Source organism: Niastella yeongjuensis (genome assembly GCF_900110245.1).
Classification (GTDB): Bacteria; Bacteroidota; Bacteroidia; order Chitinophagales; family Chitinophagaceae; genus Niastella; species Niastella yeongjuensis.
Window position 1 is genome coordinate 360,857 of sequence record NZ_FOCZ01000003.1, and the last position, 17,714, is coordinate 378,570.

14 protein-coding genes and 1 tRNA gene are annotated in these 17,714 nt (G+C 42.9%); 6 read left to right on the forward strand and 9 right to left on the reverse strand.

The window, feature by feature from the left end:
- Positions 1-82 precede the first annotated feature (82 nt).
- A complete protein-coding gene (locus BMX95_RS09960; RefSeq protein WP_081204285.1) occupies positions 83-424 on the reverse strand; it encodes a hypothetical protein in 342 nt (113 codons plus the stop codon).
- Between the two features lie 166 nt (positions 425-590).
- Between BMX95_RS09960 and BMX95_RS09965 the strand changes: the two genes are divergently transcribed.
- Positions 591-2,009, forward strand: a complete 1,419-nt coding sequence (locus BMX95_RS09965) for an amidase (RefSeq protein ID WP_081204287.1) — start codon at positions 591-593, stop codon at positions 2,007-2,009.
- A gap of 52 nt (positions 2,010-2,061) precedes the next feature.
- Here BMX95_RS09965 and BMX95_RS09970 read toward each other — a convergent pair whose 3' ends face one another.
- Positions 2,062-2,643 (reverse strand): Crp/Fnr family transcriptional regulator, encoded by a 582-nt coding sequence (locus BMX95_RS09970; protein ID WP_081204289.1) that lies wholly within the window; start codon positions 2,641-2,643, stop codon positions 2,062-2,064.
- A 159-nt stretch (positions 2,644-2,802) separates the two neighbouring features.
- On the opposite strand from BMX95_RS09970, the gene BMX95_RS09975 reads away from it, so the two are divergent.
- The 5 genes from BMX95_RS09975 (at position 2,803) to BMX95_RS09995 (ending at position 11,496) form a co-directional block, all read left to right on the forward strand.
- A complete protein-coding gene (locus tag BMX95_RS09975; protein WP_081204291.1) occupies positions 2,803-3,366 on the forward strand; it encodes a TetR/AcrR family transcriptional regulator in 564 nt (187 codons plus the stop codon).
- A gap of 125 nt (positions 3,367-3,491) precedes the next feature.
- Positions 3,492-6,722 (forward strand): efflux RND transporter permease subunit, encoded by a 3,231-nt coding sequence (locus BMX95_RS09980; RefSeq protein ID WP_081204293.1) that lies wholly within the window; start codon positions 3,492-3,494, stop codon positions 6,720-6,722.
- 15 nt (positions 6,723-6,737) lie between these two features.
- Positions 6,738-8,150 (forward strand): MFS transporter, encoded by a 1,413-nt coding sequence (locus BMX95_RS09985; protein ID WP_081204295.1) that lies wholly within the window; start codon positions 6,738-6,740, stop codon positions 8,148-8,150.
- A 24-nt stretch (positions 8,151-8,174) separates the two neighbouring features.
- Complete coding sequence (locus BMX95_RS09990) at positions 8,175-8,732, forward strand: hypothetical protein (protein ID WP_133054077.1); 558 nt, start codon at positions 8,175-8,177, stop codon at positions 8,730-8,732.
- Positions 8,733-9,066: 334 nt separating this feature from the next.
- Positions 9,067-11,496: an NHL domain-containing protein gene (locus tag BMX95_RS09995; protein ID WP_081204298.1), complete on the forward strand. Its 2,430-nt coding sequence runs from the start codon at positions 9,067-9,069 to the stop codon at positions 11,494-11,496.
- Between the two features lie 187 nt (positions 11,497-11,683).
- Here the strand turns inward: BMX95_RS09995 and BMX95_RS10000 are convergent, their stop codons facing one another.
- The 7 genes from BMX95_RS10000 to BMX95_RS10030 form a co-directional block, all read right to left on the reverse strand.
- A complete protein-coding gene (locus BMX95_RS10000) occupies positions 11,684-12,424 on the reverse strand; it encodes a class I SAM-dependent methyltransferase (RefSeq protein WP_081204300.1) in 741 nt (246 codons plus the stop codon).
- A gap of 378 nt (positions 12,425-12,802) precedes the next feature.
- Positions 12,803-13,225, reverse strand: a complete 423-nt coding sequence (locus BMX95_RS10005; protein WP_081204302.1) for a site-specific integrase — start codon at positions 13,223-13,225, stop codon at positions 12,803-12,805.
- Between the two features lie 334 nt (positions 13,226-13,559).
- Positions 13,560-13,646 (reverse strand) — tRNA-Ser (locus tag BMX95_RS10010).
- 137 nt (positions 13,647-13,783) lie between these two features.
- Positions 13,784-15,136: a vanadium-dependent haloperoxidase gene (locus BMX95_RS10015; RefSeq protein WP_081204304.1), complete on the reverse strand. Its 1,353-nt coding sequence runs from the start codon at positions 15,134-15,136 to the stop codon at positions 13,784-13,786.
- Between the two features lie 170 nt (positions 15,137-15,306).
- Positions 15,307-16,314: a hypothetical protein gene (locus BMX95_RS10020; protein ID WP_081204306.1), complete on the reverse strand. Its 1,008-nt coding sequence runs from the start codon at positions 16,312-16,314 to the stop codon at positions 15,307-15,309.
- Positions 16,292-17,218, reverse strand: coding sequence for a hypothetical protein (locus BMX95_RS34930; RefSeq protein WP_081204308.1), 927 nt, complete (start codon positions 17,216-17,218; stop codon positions 16,292-16,294). The genes BMX95_RS10020 and BMX95_RS34930 overlap by 23 nt, the downstream gene beginning before the upstream one ends.
- Positions 17,219-17,229: 11 nt before the next feature.
- The gene (locus BMX95_RS10030; protein WP_081204310.1) at positions 17,230-17,712 is read right to left on the reverse strand and encodes a hypothetical protein; all 483 of its coding nucleotides are present in this window, start codon (positions 17,710-17,712) and stop codon (positions 17,230-17,232) included.
- Positions 17,713-17,714: the final 2 nt, after the last annotated feature.

The window sequence follows — 17,714 nt, forward strand, 5'->3', positions numbered from 1 at the left end:
AAGGAATAATTAAGAATAAAGCAATGGTATTACCGCTATGCCAATACGCAGTGTAATACTTTACAAGACAGTAAATGGGGAATTAGCTGATGGCAGGCGGCCCTCTGAGCTCAGCAAAGATTTGATGAAAGTAGTAGAAGTTTTCAGGACGTTCTGAAAAGATCAGACTCAGGGCAGGCGGTTCGGGGAGGTCAATGGTGCAATTGTTTTCTATAAACGGAGATTCTACAACCAGGTCTTCCGTATTACAATTGAAACCGGCTTTAACAATTTTTGTGGTAATGTGATCCGCACAGGCCTTGCTGTGGGTATCCCGGTGATTAGCAACCAGGTCGTGTAACACCTTTTTAGGCGTAATACTAAATGCAAACAACACCAGCAAAAAGCCGGACAACACGCGTTGTATGGTTGAATGATTTAGCATTTTTGTAACTGGGTTGCAAATTAGGGTATTGTTTTAGAATTACCAAACCCCTTGCATGATTATCAGATTACAATTACTGCGAGCATAAAAAGTAGTGACAATTGTCAATTTCAAATTGCGTCATATGACTTCGTTTTGGAGGACGGGGTGGTCCTAGTTTTGTTCAATGAAAAAACAAAATGATCCGGTCTATTACCAGCAGGCGTCAACGCTTGCTGAGATGATCCGCAACAAAGAAATAACTTCTGTGGAAGTTGTACAGGCGCACCTCGACAGGGTAGCGGCCATTAACCCTAAAATAAATGCTGTGGTAACCTTAATGGGCGAGCAGGCGTTAAAAGATGCGGCTGCTGCCGACAAAGCTGTTGCCGCCGGCCATATATTAGGCCCGCTTCACGGTGTTCCATTCTCTATCAAAGATGCCATTGATACAGCCGGCGTGTTTACGCAATACGGTTCAAAAATCTTTGAAGGCAATGTTCCTTCAAAAGATGCCACCGTTGTTACGCGTATGAAAAACGCTGGCGCTATACCGTTAATGAAAACAAACGTGCCCGAATTTTCTGCACATTGGGAATCGGAAAACCTGCTTACGGGAAGAACGTCAAATCCCTGGGACCTTAACCGCACACCGGGTGGTTCAAGCGGTGGCGAATCTGCAGTTATCGCAGCGGGTCTTTCACCCATTGGTTTAGGAAGTGATCTTTCTATTTCGGTAAGAGGTCCGGGCGCTTTCACCGGTATTGCAGCATTGAAGGCTACACACGGCCGCGTTCCCTATACCGGGCACTTTCCACGTGTATTGAGCCGGTGGTGGCATATTGGCCCTATGGCGCGTACTGTAAAAGATGTGGCATTGGGTTACTCTATCATAAAAGGCGCAGATGGTATTGACGGTTACAGCATTTTTTCAAACAATGCAAAGCCCGCCAACTTCCGCATACCCGGACAAAAAATACGCGTGGGCTGGGCATCTGAACCTGCGTTTGGCCCGATAGATCCTGAAATTACTGCTGCTGTTAAAAACACGGCCGCCTTATTAAAAGATCTTGGCTGTGATGTTGAGGAAGTAAGTCTGCCTTTTATGGAAGGTACTGACTGGCTGGGCTTATACTTTAAAGTAATTTACGGTGAGTTGGTTCCCTACATGGAACAATTTACCAAAGGCCGTGAGAACGAACTGCATTTCGTGGGCAAATTCACTATGAATGTTCCGCTGCTTAGCGAAAGGGAATATGCCAGAGCGGAAAATAAATTAGAGGAATTAAGAAGCCATTTTGCAAATTACTTTCTGCAATATGACATACTGTTGTTACCGGTAAATCCGATGACAGCAACACCGCATATGTTGGAAGAGGTTACTGTTAACGGTAAACAAATTGCTGCATTGGATTCAAGTAAAGCCACCGCGCCTTTTAACATTACTGGATTACCAGCTATTTCAGTACCGGTAACGCTTAGTACCGAAAAACTACCCATCAGCATTCAAATGGCTGCAAGGTGGTTTGATGAAGCTACCCTGCTGGAACTGGGTGAAAAAATTCAACTGGCAAGTCCTGCATACGGTTCGCACCCTATAGCATGATCTTTTAACCAGGTTTATTACAAGTCCTTCGGTGAAACGGGGGACTTGTATTTCAGGGGTGTTTGGTAAATTCTTTTCGTATTCTGCTGAGCGTTTCTCTTGAGATGCCCAAATAGGAGGCCACCATGTGCAGCGGCACGCGGTTAAATACACTGGGATATGTTCGCTGAAATTCTTTGTATTTTTCTTCGGCTGAATAACTGATTAAAGAAAAGATCCTGCGCTGGCTTGCCTCATAACTTTTAGCGAGTAACATTTCATTGAACTTTTTAAGCGCCGGAATTGTCTCCATCAGTTCACTCCATTTCGCTTTTGGCCAGATGAAAACGGTGCTGGCAGCAAGGGCTTCAATATTATATTCGGAAGGTTTATTGTTATTATAACTTTCCTGGTCACTGATCCACCAGTTATCTATCCCAAACCTAAGGGTATGGTCCCGGCCGTCTTCGCCCAACCTGTACAAACGAAAACACCCGCTGGCAATAAAACAATTAATTCCCCAGATCTCACCCTCCAGCAGAATGGGCTGCCATTTGCGGATTGAACGTTTCACACTCTCCACCCTGATCAGTTCCAACTCATCATCAGTAATAGGAACATGGTTGCGGAGGTGTTTTTCAAAAACGTCAAACATAAGGGTACAAATATAAAAAAAACAGCATGAAGTCTGCATACAAGCTTAAATTACGCTTAATGTTAATGTTATTCACACTGTGAATCAGGCAATTGGTAAAATTATATATTTATAAGTTAACAGACTTGTCAGTTATCTCGGAAGTCGTACTTTTGGGTTATGAAACCAGTAGTTGTATTGGACAAGATCATAGAGACAGCCGACAGGCTGTTTTATGAGCAGGGCTATAATCTTACAGGGATCAATCAAATTATTGAGGAGGCAGGCATTTCAAAACCCTCTCTTTACAATCACTTCAAATCGAAAAATGATCTGCTGCTGGCTTACCTCGACCAGCTTTATACTAAATGGTTTGATGGTTTGGATGCTTATAGCAAAGATTTCGACGCACCTTTGGATAAATTGATCGCCTTTTTCGATTACCGGATCAACAGGCAAATTGCGACAGGATACAAGGGTTGCCCCTGGAATAAAATTATTAACGAGGTACCATCGGAACAATTTGAAATTTTTGAACGTGCCTCAAAATTCAAAGCAGACCTAAAAGCCCGTATCACCCATCTTGTTAAACAATTAAACCGCTCAAAGGATAAACCACTCAATGATGAGGACCTGGTTGAAGTGATCTTTTCAGAATGCGAATCAGGCGTTTTGATGGCTCGTATTACAAAGTCACATACTTACCTGGAAAAAGCGAAGGATCGCGTTCTCAAGCTGGTTTAAACCGGCAGATTTCAATATACATCAATACGAAGATGCTACCATTTAAAAGCCCTGGCTTGCCGGGGAGGGGCTCCTTTTGCCCTTTTAACGATGGCCTTGCTTGTAACAACAACCTCTAAAGTTTTATGAACTTAATTCTTTTCGCGCTCAAAAAGCCGATCACCATTATGGTGCTGGTGGCATCTCTGCTGTTTTTCGGGATCAGCGCAATGAAGTCTGTCAAGATCGACATCTTTCCCCAGCTGGGTTTACCGGTGTTATATATTGCTCATCCATACGGTGGTTTTACTCCCAACCAGATGGAGACCTTTTTTACCAAGCAATATATCAACACGCTACTTTATGTAAACGGTGTTAAAAGCATAGAAACAAAAAACATCCAGGGTTTAGCACTTATTAAACTGAACTTTTATCCCGGTACTAACATGGCTGCTGCGGAGGCAGAGACCTCAGCGGCGTGTGCGCGTGCCCAGGCATTGTTTCCGGCTGGTTCTAACCCGCCATTCATCATTCGATTTGATGCATCAACGCTGCCCGTGGGACAGGTTATTGTAAGCAGCGACAAGCGTGGTAATAACGAACTGCTTGACCTGGCTAATACCTATGTACGGTCAGCGTTTACCAGTATTCCGGGTTTACTTTCTCCACCGCCATTTGGTGGAAACGTTCGTACCGTGGTTATTAAGCCTGATCCTGAATTGCTGCGCAGCCATAATATGACACTGGAGCAAATCATCCAGGCTATTGATCTTAACAACCAGACCACTCCTTCGGGCAATGTGCGTTTGGGCGATAAAAACTTTATCACGCCCATCAACACCACCATACATAAAGTAAAGGATTTTGAAGATATTCCCTTATTCAAGGGCAGTGTGGGCAATGTATACATTCGTGATGTGGCTACCGTAGAAGATGGGGCCGACATTACTGTAGGTTATGCTTTAGTGAATGGCAAAAGATCGGTTTATATGAGTATTGCCAAGAATGCTGACGCATCTACCTGGGAGGTAGTACAAAAACTGAAACAGGCTTTACCTAAAATGCAGGCCCAGTTGCCTGAAGATGTAAAACTTACTTATTCCTTCGACCAATCTGTTTATGTGATCAATGCGGTGAAAAGCCTGATCTCTGAAGGTGCTATCGGTGCTATCCTTACAGGCCTTATGGTGTTGTTATTTCTGGGTGACTGGCGTGGCGCAACGATTGTAATCCTGACCATTCCGACGTCTATAATCTCCGGCACCCTGTTTCTAAGCCTGTTCGGGCAAACGATCAACATCATGACGCTAAGCGGCCTGTCGCTGGCTATAGGCATCTTAGTAGACGAAAGCACTGTAACAATTGAAAACATTCACCAGCACCTTGACATGGGGAAGCCAAAGCGTTTGGCTATCTGGGATGCATGTAAGGAAATAGCTTTCCCCAAACTGCTCATCCTGCTATGTATACTGGCCGTATTTGCGCCGGCCTTTACTATGGGCGGTATACCGGGCGGTCTGTTTCTGCCATTGGCACTGGCAATAGGCTTCAGTATGATCACGTCTTACTTCCTGGCGCAAACCTTTGTACCGGTGCTCGGTAACTGGATAATGAAAGGTCATAGTAAAAAGGTGCGTGCGGTTCATTCATTCCCGGCATCTACTGGCAACCAGAAAGGTGAACTGGCAGAAGCGTTGGAGCAAACACCCGTGAACAGGCTGAGCCGTTTTGACAAGATGCGCCTGCGCTACCTCCGTTTCATTGACCGGATTTTACCCGTTCGCAAGCCTGTAGTGGTGCTTTATTTACTGGCTTCCATAATCGGAGCGGGGATCCTGTTAAACCTTATTGGTAAGGATATTTTGCCCAAAGTGAATGGCGGACAGTTCCAGGTGCGGATCCGTGCTGCCGAAGGGACGAGGATCGAGCGTACCGAAGAAAAAACACTTCAAACCACGCGAATCATCAAGGAAATAGTTGGCGCTGATAATGTGCTGATCACTTCCGCCTATGTTGGAATACACCCTAATTTGTTTTCGACGAACCCTGTTTTCCTTTGGATGGCAGGGCCGCAGGAAGCGGTGTTGCAGGTAGCCTTTAAGGAAGGCTACCATACAGACCTCGATAAACTGAAGGAAAAAATACGGGACCAGGTTGGCAGACAGATACCCGACGAGAAATTATCTTTTGAACCCATCGAGCTCACCGATAAGATCTTAAGCCAGGGATCACCCACGCCCATTGAAGTTCGTTTTGCAGGCCGCAATAAAAAAATGAACGAGCAGTACGCCGCAAAACTGATGGCTAAACTGAAAGAAATCCCCTACCTGCGCGATATTCAGCTGGGGCAGTCCAATAAATATCCATCGATCAATATTGAAATAGACCGCCAGCGAGCTGCCCAACTGAATGTAGATGTAAGTGAGATTTCACGCTCCCTTATTGCTTCCACTTCATCCTCGCGTTATACCAACCGTAATATCTGGACAGATGAAAAAACAGGCAACAGCTATAACGTACAGGTGCAGGTACCGGAAAACAAAATGCAAAGCCTGAGCGACATTGGGGAGATCCCGCTTTTACGTAATGGCACACGACCGGTACTGAGCGACGTGGCCACCATCAAACAAGACACTACTTATGGCGAAAACGATAACCTGGGTGCTTTACCCATACTTTCAGTTACCGCCAACCTGCATAACAAGGACCTGGGCAAAGCAGCTGCAGATGTGCAAAAGGCTATTGCTTCGCTTGGTGAGTTGCCCCGTGGTACAACCGCAGAACTGGTGGGCTTAAGCCACACGCTCACCGATACACTGAGCAGCCTCCAGGCCGGCCTGCTGGTGGCGATCGTGGTGATCTTCCTGATGCTGGCGGCTAATTTTCAATCATTCCGTATTTCGGCAGTTATCCTGACAACGGTGCCGGCTGTGATCATCGGATCGATGGTTATGCTGCTCATCACCGACTCTACACTCAATTTGCAATCGTATATGGGTATCATTATGTCGGTGGGTGTTTCTATTTCAAACGCCGTATTACTGATCACCAATGCTGAGCAGATCAGACTGAACAATGGTAATGCACTCTTGTCTGCCCGTGATGCCGTTTCATTACGCTTACGCCCCATTTTAATGACTGCCCTTGCCATGATCGCAGGCATGATACCCATGGCCAGCGGCCTTGGGGAGGCGGGTGATCAAACGTCGCCTCTTGGACGCGCCGTAGTGGGCGGCCTGATTGCCTCTACGTTTGCCACTCTTTTCATTTTGCCGCTTGTATTTGCCTGGGCTCAGGAGAAAGCAGGTGTTAAATCGGTTTCCCTTGAAGCGAATGACGAGGAAAGTCTGGAATATATAAATTCTTTAAGCGCTTAAACAGAACGTTCATTTATGAGTAAAACTATTTCGCCCTGGCTGGCGTTGGGAATTGTTCTAACCGCGCCACTCTTATCAGTAATCGATGTTTTTATAATCAATGTAGCCATTCCTTCTATTAAAACGGGCGTTCACGCCAGCGATGCACAGGTTCAGCTTGTTATTGCCGCTTACTTATTGGGTTATGCCGCCTTTCTGATCACCGGCGGGCGCTCGGGCGACCATTACGGCCGTAAGCGCACCTTCTTCTGGGGCATGATCGGTTTCACCGTTTTTTCTTGTTTATGTGGTATTGCTCAAACCCCCGACCAATTGAATCTTATGCGCTTTTTACAGGGTGTGAGTGCTGCCTTTATGGTGCCACAGGCTATCGCCTTCATCCAGGTGCTGTTTTCAGATCCCAAAGAGCGCTCGAAAGCCATTGGCTGGTTTGGCATTACCCTTGGGTTAGCATCTGTTATCGGGCAGGTGCTGGGTGGCTATTTTGCCAGCGGACATTTTTTTGTTCCAGGCTGGAGACTGATTTTCCTGATCAATTTACCGATAGGAGTAGCTTCGCTGATCGCAGCCTGGTTATACCTACCGGAGACTGAAAGGCATACAAACACTAAAATGGATATGTCGGGTGTACTGATTCTCACCATAGCTCTGTTCTGCATGATCTATCCGCTCATTCAGGGCCGTGAAGCTGGCTGGCCCTGGTGGAGCTTCGCATTACTGATTGTATCAGGACTGATCTTCTGGTTTTTCTTTTATGACCAGCACAGGAAGAAAGTAACGGGCAGAGCTCCGCTTATAGATACTGACTTATTTAAATTCCGTGATCTTAATATCGGTCTTGCTGCAGTGCTTTTTCATTTCATGATGCATACATCCTATCTTCTGTTGAGCGCAGTCTTTCTTCAAAATGGCCTTGGTGTGAGCGCGCTTACGTCTGGTTTGTATTTTGTTGCACCGGGTATACTATTTACCATCTCATCTGTTGCAGCTTCCCGCCTGATACCCCGGTATGGTACGCCAGTATTACAGGTTGGTATTGCTATCATTGTAGTGACCATTATCCTGCAGATCGTTTACTTTAAGACGGGTGCCGGTGTACCCATGCTATTTACGTTGCAGGCCTTATATGGTTTAGGCAATGGGCTGGTTTTGCCTTCACTCTTAAACATTACGCTTCGAAGCCTGCCTGCTCATTTTGCAGGAGCGGCAGCCGGCATTTATTCAACTGTTCAACAAACATCGTCTGCACTTGGTATTTGTCTGGTGGGTGGATTATTTTATTACCTGATCGATCATGCCAAAAATGTTCAGCTTGCATTTCATTATGGGCTTGCTACCCACATTGGCTGCCTGGTAATTTTAAGTATTTTACTCATGTGTCTGCCTAAGAAGACATCTGGCGTAGCTACAACGCATGTAGCGGAGTAATGTTTTTTGTGCTATTTTACACGCATGGAATATGTAATCCGTAGAAGATTGCCAGCGATGGCTCTGACTGGCCTGATCGTTTTAATGGTGGCCGTATCGTGTCGAAACCGAACAACAACCCCACCGGTTGCAGTTACACCGCCTGATGACAGTCTGCCTGTACCGCGCGCTGTACAAATATTGCCGGATAGCAGCGTGGCCTGTTTGCTCGACTCGTCAGCGAACATAAGGGTGCCGGCAAATTTTGCCAGCCATCCAATTGTAACTGTCTCCGGCGATGTTTTTCTACGAACTGCGGAACATGGGCTTACTATTCAAACTCCTTTGTTTATTATAACTGTACAAAAAAATTCAGGCCTGCACATTGACGCACCGCTGCATGATCCCTGGGCACAGGTAGACGTAGTTAGCGGGCAGGCCTTTATAAAGAAAAGCTATGCGCCCTCAGAGACAGATACCCTCGGTAGTGGGCAAATGGAAATGATCAATAGAAATATCGACCTTATGGAAAAAGAAGTGTTTGACCCGGGCAAGTGGCAAGCCTGGGTGTCGCTTCATCTGAAATCTACCCGCCTGCGCTAAAGCTTCGGCGGGCGAAGGCAGACCAGACGGGACTCCCTATCCAAAAATAATGTATTGAATTACGGTTGCGGTTATATTTTACTCGATTAATTACTCGTGAATTTGTCCTCCTAAAATATTCTTTTGGATGGATTAAAACAGAACAAACTACAATTAAATCTCTCCTTTAAGCAATTCATGAAACCTTAAAAGCAGCTCATTCATCGATCAACCATGTGATGGATCCGGGCTCCGTAATTTTGATTATTAGTATACACAGTACTGTTACTATTCGCTAATTGTTTACTGATATTTAATAATTATTTTTTTTACAACCAATTAACCATTAAACCAAATGAAACAAATTTCATTATTTGTCTTAAGGCATTTTCTCGCTACCACATGTTTATTTTCAGGTTACTTTTTACAGGCACAGTTAATCACCACCGTTGCAGGAGGAAACATTGGAGATGGCTGGCCGGCTACGTCCTACTCTGTTATAGGGATAAGCGGATTAGCAGTAGGCAGTGCAGAAAATCTGTATATAGCAGATTCAAGGAATTTTCGCATACGAAAAGTGGATCCGGTCAACGGTGTTATTACTACTATTGCAGGTAATGGGCAAAACATTTCATCGGGTGATGGCGGCCCGGCTGTAAGTGCCGGTTTGAAGATTCAGGCGGCAGCCGACGCCAAAATTGCCCTTGATGCCTGGGGAAATATTTACATTTCAGAAAGATCACGAATTCGAAAAATTGATGCAGCTACCGGCATCATTAATACTATTGCCGGAAATGGTTCAACATCATTTAGCGGCGATGGCGGGGCCGCAATAAATGCGGGATTTAATGCCAGTGCATTGACCATCGATGCAGCAGGCAATATCTATTTAACTGACAACAATCGTATCAGAAAAATCACAAAAGCTACCGGCATTATTAACACCATTGCAGGCAGCACAACCAGTGGTTATTCCGGCGACGGAGGCCCCGCTATTGATGCCTTGCTGGCAATTCCTAAGTCGCTTGCATTGGATACAGCCGGAAATTTATATATAGCAGATAGCAGAAACTATGTTATTCGGAAAATAGCCGTTGCTACGGGCATTATTGACACTTATGCAGGTGCAGGCCCCGGACATATCTCTGGTGGTGATGGCGGACTGGCAACGGCTGCAGGATTCAACGCATATTCGATTGTATTGGATGCTGCAGGGAACCTGTATATTTCAGACAATAGCAGGATAAGAAAGGTAGATGCAATCACGGGAATTATTAATACCATAGCCGGTAACAATTCATATGGCTATACCGGCGATGGAGGAGATGCATCGCTTGCCACCTTTTACGTGACCCAACATTTAGCGATTTCTCCTTCCGGCAATTTATACGTCAGTGAATTCAATAATTATTCAGTTCGAAAAATAACCGCTGCAACCAACATCATCACTACCGTTTGTGGCGATCACTCCAACGGTTATGGTGGCATTCCCGGCCTTGCCTTAAACGCCCAGCTTTGGACTCCCGGGCATTTTACTGTTGATTGGCATAATAATATTTATCTGTCTGATAATACGAACAATAAGATCTATCGCATTGATGCATTAACCGATAGCATCATCACCGTTGCAGGTACCGGCGTAAAAGGTGTACATCATGGCGACGGCGGGCTTGCCTTAGCTGCGAACATTGCTATTCCTGCAGGAATAGCAACTGATGCTGTAGGTAATTTTTACTTTTTAGATAATGGATTGGCTGTAAGAAAAGTTACTATTGCTACAGGCATTATTTCTACCGTAGCCGGTAACGGCGTTCAGTCGGGATATAATGGAGATGGCGGCCCGGCAACGTCTGCCTCTTTGAACGGTGCAACGGCATTGGCTTTTGATAAAGACGGCAATCTATATATTGCCGACACAAAAAACAATGTTATTCGAAAAGTTGATGCGGCCACCAGCATCATTTCCACTGTAGCAGGAAACGGCACAGCCGGATATTCGGGCGATGGTGGTTTGGCTACCGCTGCTGCGCTTAATCAACCTGTTTCTGTAACTGTCGACCGGTGGGGCAACCTGTATTTAGGAGAATATGAAAATGTGGTACGCAAGGTGGATGCCGCAACAGGTATCATTACAACTGTTGCCGGAACAGGAATTTATGGATATAGTGGGGATGGGGGGCCCGCAACTGCTGCAAGGCTTTGGACCCCATCCGGATTATCTACCGATACTACCGGCAATGTATTTATAGCAGACCAAAGTAATCGCCGGGTAAGAAAGATCTCCATTACAACAGGCATCATCACAACGGTAGCAGGAACAGGTAATTCAGTATTTAACGGAGATAGTATTCCTGCTTTAACAGCTGCATTAGGCAATGTTACCAACGTGTGCTTTGATACAAGAGGAAATTTATATTTAGTTGACGAGAGTCGGGGCAGAATATGTAAAATCATTTACGACACCCTATCGGCAGATATGGCACCTGTTGCCCGCATTGCATCAAAAACAACTTCTTCAAATGTGGGCCAGATAATTAGCACTAAAATTTATCCCAATCCGGCACATGGAAAGGTGAGCATTTTTGTGAAAGGTAAAATTGATGGAATAACAAATGTTTCGCTTACAGATATGAATGGAAAAGTATTGGTCAGCCAAAATGCAGGCATGCAGCATAGCAGTATGTTCACCACTACCTTACCCCTGCAGCGGTATTCAAAAGGAATTTATTTCGTAACGGTTTATGTAAACAGCGTAAAGTATGTTCAGAAACTGATGATTCAATAATTTAAAAGGCAACAAAGCGCCTAAAAAGCAAAAACCTGCAAATCATTGATTTTGCAGGTTTATTACTTTAAGTTTATCTCATAGTCTTTCCAATCTTGAAGACGCCAAGAAAATTCTTAGCTCCGAAATCGATAGACGAGAACAGAGCATTAGCCATTCGAATAAAGAGATCGGAAATGAAAACAATCTATTTAACAATCGTTACTTTAAAATAACTTGCTGTCATGTAAGCCATTAAGGAATTGCCCAATAGAAATATGCCGGGCTTGCCCAGGCGGTTGGGAGTCAGCCATTTTACTGTTGAATTTTTAAAACCGGCTGCTTTAAATAATTTTATCCAGGTGCCGGGTTTCTGATGTTTATGCCATTCTAAAGAGGGTGCGAGTAAATTTTTAACACCTATATCGTTAAAGAAATTTTTACAAGAACAATCAGTCACAATTAAAACACCCCCTTTTTTCATTATCCTGAATACTTTTTCAAAGATGGTTAAATAGGCCTTGTAACAGTTATCATTTTTTAGTAAATGGATGGCTGCCTCTTCGTTAAGATGGTTGATTGAATTGTGCATTATCACTACATCATACATTTCAGCCGCCGCCTCTTCCAAATGTTCCTGTAACGTAAGAGTTCTCAGTTCAACAGGTAGTGATGCCGGAAAACTCTTACGCAAATCATAAAATTTATTTATTATTCCACTTGTCGATCCGGCGAACTCAGGTTCAAGACATATAACCTTTTTGGCGCCTTTAGCCGCCGCATAAAACGACAGTAGCCCACTGCCTCCGCCCACATCCAACACCCGCTTTTCTGCCAGCTTAACATTGGCAAAAAGGGAGTTAAGTTTAAATTGAAGATTTTTTTTGCAGGAAAACATTTTCCTGTCAATCATAAGATCATAAAAATCGCTTACAATTGTCTGTTTCATTGATATGATATTTTTTATACTTCAAAGACTGCTTTTCTTGACCTTCAATCAAATTTGAAGGAGATTCTCGGATGAAACACAGCTTTTATCCTACGGCATATTTTTTCGAATCTGCAATTACCTTGGAACGATTAATGAAAATTTGCATCAATTTTGTAGCCCCAAAACATAGGAGTAGAATTGAATGTCTTTATTGGGAATTTTTGGCATTTATTTTCCTTTGCATATGAAAATTATCATCCAACAATTCAGCCTGGCCCAAAAACAAGAACCTTGAAGGAAGACTTTTTAAGACCATATGAATGATTATGAACAGTTGAAATTAATAAATACCTGGAAAACTAATAAGGTGATTTTAGTCATCATTGGCTAATTACCTCATTTAAACTTACTCTTCAAAACCTTCATGTCCTCACTGATCTTCTTATCCAAAATTTTTGCATAATGCTGTGTCGTTCTCAAATTTTTATGGCCCAGTAGCTTCGATACTGTTTCAATAGGAACACCATTACTTAGGGTTATTGTAGTAGCAAATGTGTGTCTGGCCATGTGAAAAGTTAGCACTTTTTTTATCCCACATACATCTGCGATTTCCTTCAAATAGGCATTCATTTTCTGATTACTGATAACAGGTAAAACCTGGTCATCCAAAACACATTGGGAGCTGTTTTCGTACCGCTTTATTATGGTAATAGCTGGCGCTAATAACGGTATACGGGCAGCGATATCCGTCTTTTGCCTCCGGCTGGTCAACCATTGAGCGCCATCTACTCCTATATAAATATCAAGTAACGCGCACATAAATGGGAAGATCTCCTGCTTTGTAACCTTTTGGCTTTTTCAGATAAAATAGCAAACCAAAACTCTTTTCCATAAACTCATTTTTAATGTTTTAAAGTTACCTCCGAAAAGGTGTTGAAAATTAGAGTTCGGTTCTTGCAAATTGTTAATAAAGTGCGTCTTATATAAGTTTCAGTGAGTATTTATAAAAAGAAGTAATACTCCACGAATTACTCACTGAACTATGCCCATAAAGTGCAGTAAAAGCAGGTATGTCTAAAAAGTAAAAAAGCCCGCAAACACTTGATTTTGCAGGCTTTTTTGTAAAAAGTTTATTTCATTTAACTGATCACAGCGGAAAGAGAGGGATTCGAACCCTCGGTACAGTTGCCCGTACAACGGTTTTCGAGACCGTCCCATTCAACCACTCTGGCATCTTTCCGAAAAGGGGATGTAATTTAAATGATTTAGGCTAACTGGCAAAAAAGCTATTTGGGGCAAAGAAAAGGCCGTCTCATATTGCTGAAACGGCCTTCGTTTTATTGACGCTGTAGGTTATTTTTTAGTTTTCTACCCATGTTACGGGTGTAAATGATTGAGTGGGGTCAGTCTGATATTGCTTATTTCATTGCCCAGGTCTTTGCCAAAACGTATTGAAATTTCCTGGGTAAACCGGTAATGCAAACCTCCATATATTCTTGAAACTGCCGCCTCATTAAGCAATGCCGACAGAGAGGTGAACTTCCGGGCTGGTAATCCCCGCCAATTGTATGCATTGTCGTTTACAGGAATATCTCCATACGCTCTTATTAATGCTTGTATATAGGGCGCGTAAAAGCCCACCAGGCCTGATGTATATTCAGGATAGGGTGGCGTAGGCAGATAAGATAGCCACGCAGTGTCTATGTTCCGCCGAACATAAGTAATGGGTCTAATGAGGTTGTAATGATATTTAGACCGGAACGTATTGATACCGCCGTCTTTTAATGCAATGCCTGTTTTGGCATACACCTCTGCTGCCTTCCATAAATTGGCGTGTTGATCTTCCTGTACCCAGGTAATGATGGAAAGAACGTGATGGGGTGCCGGTATGCCTACGTTGGGACCACCTGCATCGGCCCACCAATTGGCTGTTGCTTTTTGTTCATCGGTTAAATGTATTCCAATATCATATACTTCTTTAACTGCTTTATAAAACAGGGAAGAAGTATCTTCTGAAAATGGAAAAGGCAATGGGGGTGCAAGGTCCGTTAGGCTATATTCCAGGAAGGGTCTTGAGTCGGCTAAGAAAGGACCTACCGGACTGGCATAGGCAAGTGGGGTAGGCACCCAGGAACCGGGGGTAACAGGTGGTGGTACATACCCCACACTGGAAAGATTGAACCCGTCGGTTAAAGACCAGTCGTAAATAGCAGTTGCTATGGACCGCCCGAAAGCTTGTGAACGCTGCAATACATCTTCTGGCGTGCTTGCACTGAACCGGGTGTAATTGGCCATTTCCATGGAGTCGATACTTGCCTTATTCGCATCGGTAAGTACCAGAAACAATTTAAACATGCTTGCCAGGGCTGCATTGGCACTTTCGCTCCAAAGATATTGACTCCAGGTATCCGTCTGTGGCATGGCAGGCATTTGATACAGGCTGCCTGCTAAGCTTTCAGCTCCTATGTTTCCATTACGAACCGCTTCATATAGGCCTACTCCTATAAACCCAAAATTCCTCATATTCTGGATCACTGCAGGCTGTGGATTGGCCGGACGTTGAACGAGTGCTATAAATTTATACCAGTCATACACCACAGTAGCGCTTTCATCTTGTGGTAGTGGTGGCTTGGGAATTTCGACTTTATGACAACTAAAAAGCAGGCTTATGAGCAGTACAGCCAGCAATAATTTTTCAATACGCGTTCTTTTTGTTATAGGTAAATACATAACGACCCATTTAAAAGTGATAAATGAATGATGAATTGGGGTATGCGAAATCGTTATTGTGTCGTAGTGGAAGGATTGGTAGTAAAGGTCGCGTATTTAAACGGGATCATGATCATCTAATCAGCCAAATCTGTCAAATGCTGATGCCGGTCAGGGTTTGGTATCAAATTTTAATTTACAGTTTCCAATTGGTGTATTATTTCCTGAATATCATCATCGACATCTTTCATTTTTTTCTTTTTTACCGCTGTTATAACCTGGTTTAAATAAACATACCTGGTAAGATCGATGTTGTTATCGTAAACACAATCTTCAATGGCCCGTAACACTTTGTCTTTTTTTCCATTGATGAGGTCTGGCGTTTTTCCAGCTTTTAGTACATTGCCTTTTTCGATTTGATTGAAGGTACTGATTACATTTTTGGTTAAACTTTCATAGTCATTCAATAATTTAACCAGTTGTTTTGTTCCTTCCCGGTTTATAATGGGCTGTAAGGTTTTTATGGCCGATTCAATAGTTGCCTTATTGTGCTTATTACTTAAAAGTAATTCAGCCTGCTTGAACAACAACAGATCATTTAATGTTTGGGGAATGTCAGTTTCCTTTGCAAGTGTAGTAAAAACCTGTGAATCGTTTTTAAGCCGGTCGAGCGAGGTTATTTTTAGCAGGTCTGCAAAGGAAACGTCATAAAAACTTTTTAGGTCTGCTAACTGTTTATTATTGGCAGATTTAAATCCCTCCAGCTCAGTGCTGGTTTTAGTTAAATCATTTACTTTGGCAAGCAGGGCGTTTATACTATCCGTTTTTTTTATTAAACTTAGTTTTCTAAATCCATTGCCGGTGGTATCGTTTATAAGATTTGCTGAAAGCTCTTCTGCGTGTTTCGTTCTTTCTTCCAGGTTATTTATTATTTTGATCTTAGGCTGGTATTTAGCACTATCTCCACTTAGTCTGTTTATGCGTTTTGTCAAATGTTCCGTGTTGGTACGTAAAGTTTCAATGAGTGTGTTTAAAGAATCAGTAATCAATTTGCTTCTTAGCTGAAGCGCATTCAGCTGCAGGGTCTTCTGGTCATATTTTTCCCAGCATTCCTGGGTTTTGTCCGCGGCCTGTGTTTGCCCGCAGATCGTATGTTGTAGAGCCCAAAGTAAAATATTAAGGAGTAGTAGTTTTTTCATTTTTTGACTTATTATTAAAATAAAGTTCAGCGGCTTTATCTTCTTTAATCATCATTTCTTTTAGAGTCTCCAGATCAAATAGTGGCTTTTCAACGGAAACGGAGTAGGTGTGGTAGCTTTTGGCAAAAACATCAAATTCATCAAAAATGGGTCTGAATATGGTGTTGTAATAAGTTGGCATGTCTACCTGCGTTTCATATTTTCCTATGCAGTACTCTACTTTTTTCCTAAGATGTGTAAGGTGTTTATCGTACATTAGCCCTGGTACTGCTTCCAGGCGTTTTTGTAACGATTTACAGTGATTTACATAATGGTTTAAGGCATGGTACCCGGCTGCCCTGGTTATATAATTTTTTGCGCTGGCGAGATCAAATTGTTGAGCATACCCGGTGATCGGGACATTACAGGTAAAGCCACTGGCTTCTACATTAAAAGTATTGATCTCGTCAAACTTGGCCAGGATATCTTTTATGCCACTGAGCGTTGTTGTGTTTTTTATGAATGCTGACCTATACAACCTGCTTAATTCAGTACGAATAATATTTATATTACTTCTTTCCCATTCCGATCCTTTGAAGACGAAATAAGATTGGTTGACAAATACCGGGGTATAGGCAAATTCCAATAGTTGCGATAAGCTGTTGTTGAGATTTGCGTCAATCTTATTAGCATTGGTGTATTCTGTAATGTCATTTTTTATGTTATTATATTCATCTATACAAAAGCAGGAAGCGGGAGCGGTTTTTAAATGATCTATTTTTTGTTTGGTGCATTCCGCAAATGGATTGGGACCCGTTCCTGGTTGTGGATCTGTTTTGCCAGGCCCTATTCTAAAAAATTGAAACAGGCAGAAGCCTACTACCCCTACCACCAGAATTGCCAATGTTATTTTTGTGGCTTTCATGTCTGCAAGTATTAATAGTGAAGTAAATTTATCCGCACGAAAAGCGAATTATCTGGTATCTCTTTTCTGTGGGTTATTTTTAAAAACTTAGCGAAGTTTTCCTTTATTATATTGTAATATTTTTTTTGTACTTCCGTCATTCTGGCTAGTTCAAAATACTCATCCAGATCATTTCTGGTTTCAATGTGTCTTAACCTGGCTGCAAAATCAGTAAGCGTGTATTTTGAATAAACCAGTTTTTGTTGAGTTTTAAGCTTAGGAGAAAGAATTGCTTTAGGTTTATGTTTAGGCGGACGCGTTATTAAAGTATCTGCTGCCGGTTTGTTTTCCGGAATATTGTCAATGGTCGATTTTTTTATAGTGTCCTTTATTAAATCGAGATCCGGGCTATTGTTGGAAATAGGATCAGTGGTAGCAGGAATAAGAAATTGGGAGGTAATAATACCCAGCCACAAGACTACCAGAATTGCTAAGGTTATTTTTATAACTTTCATGG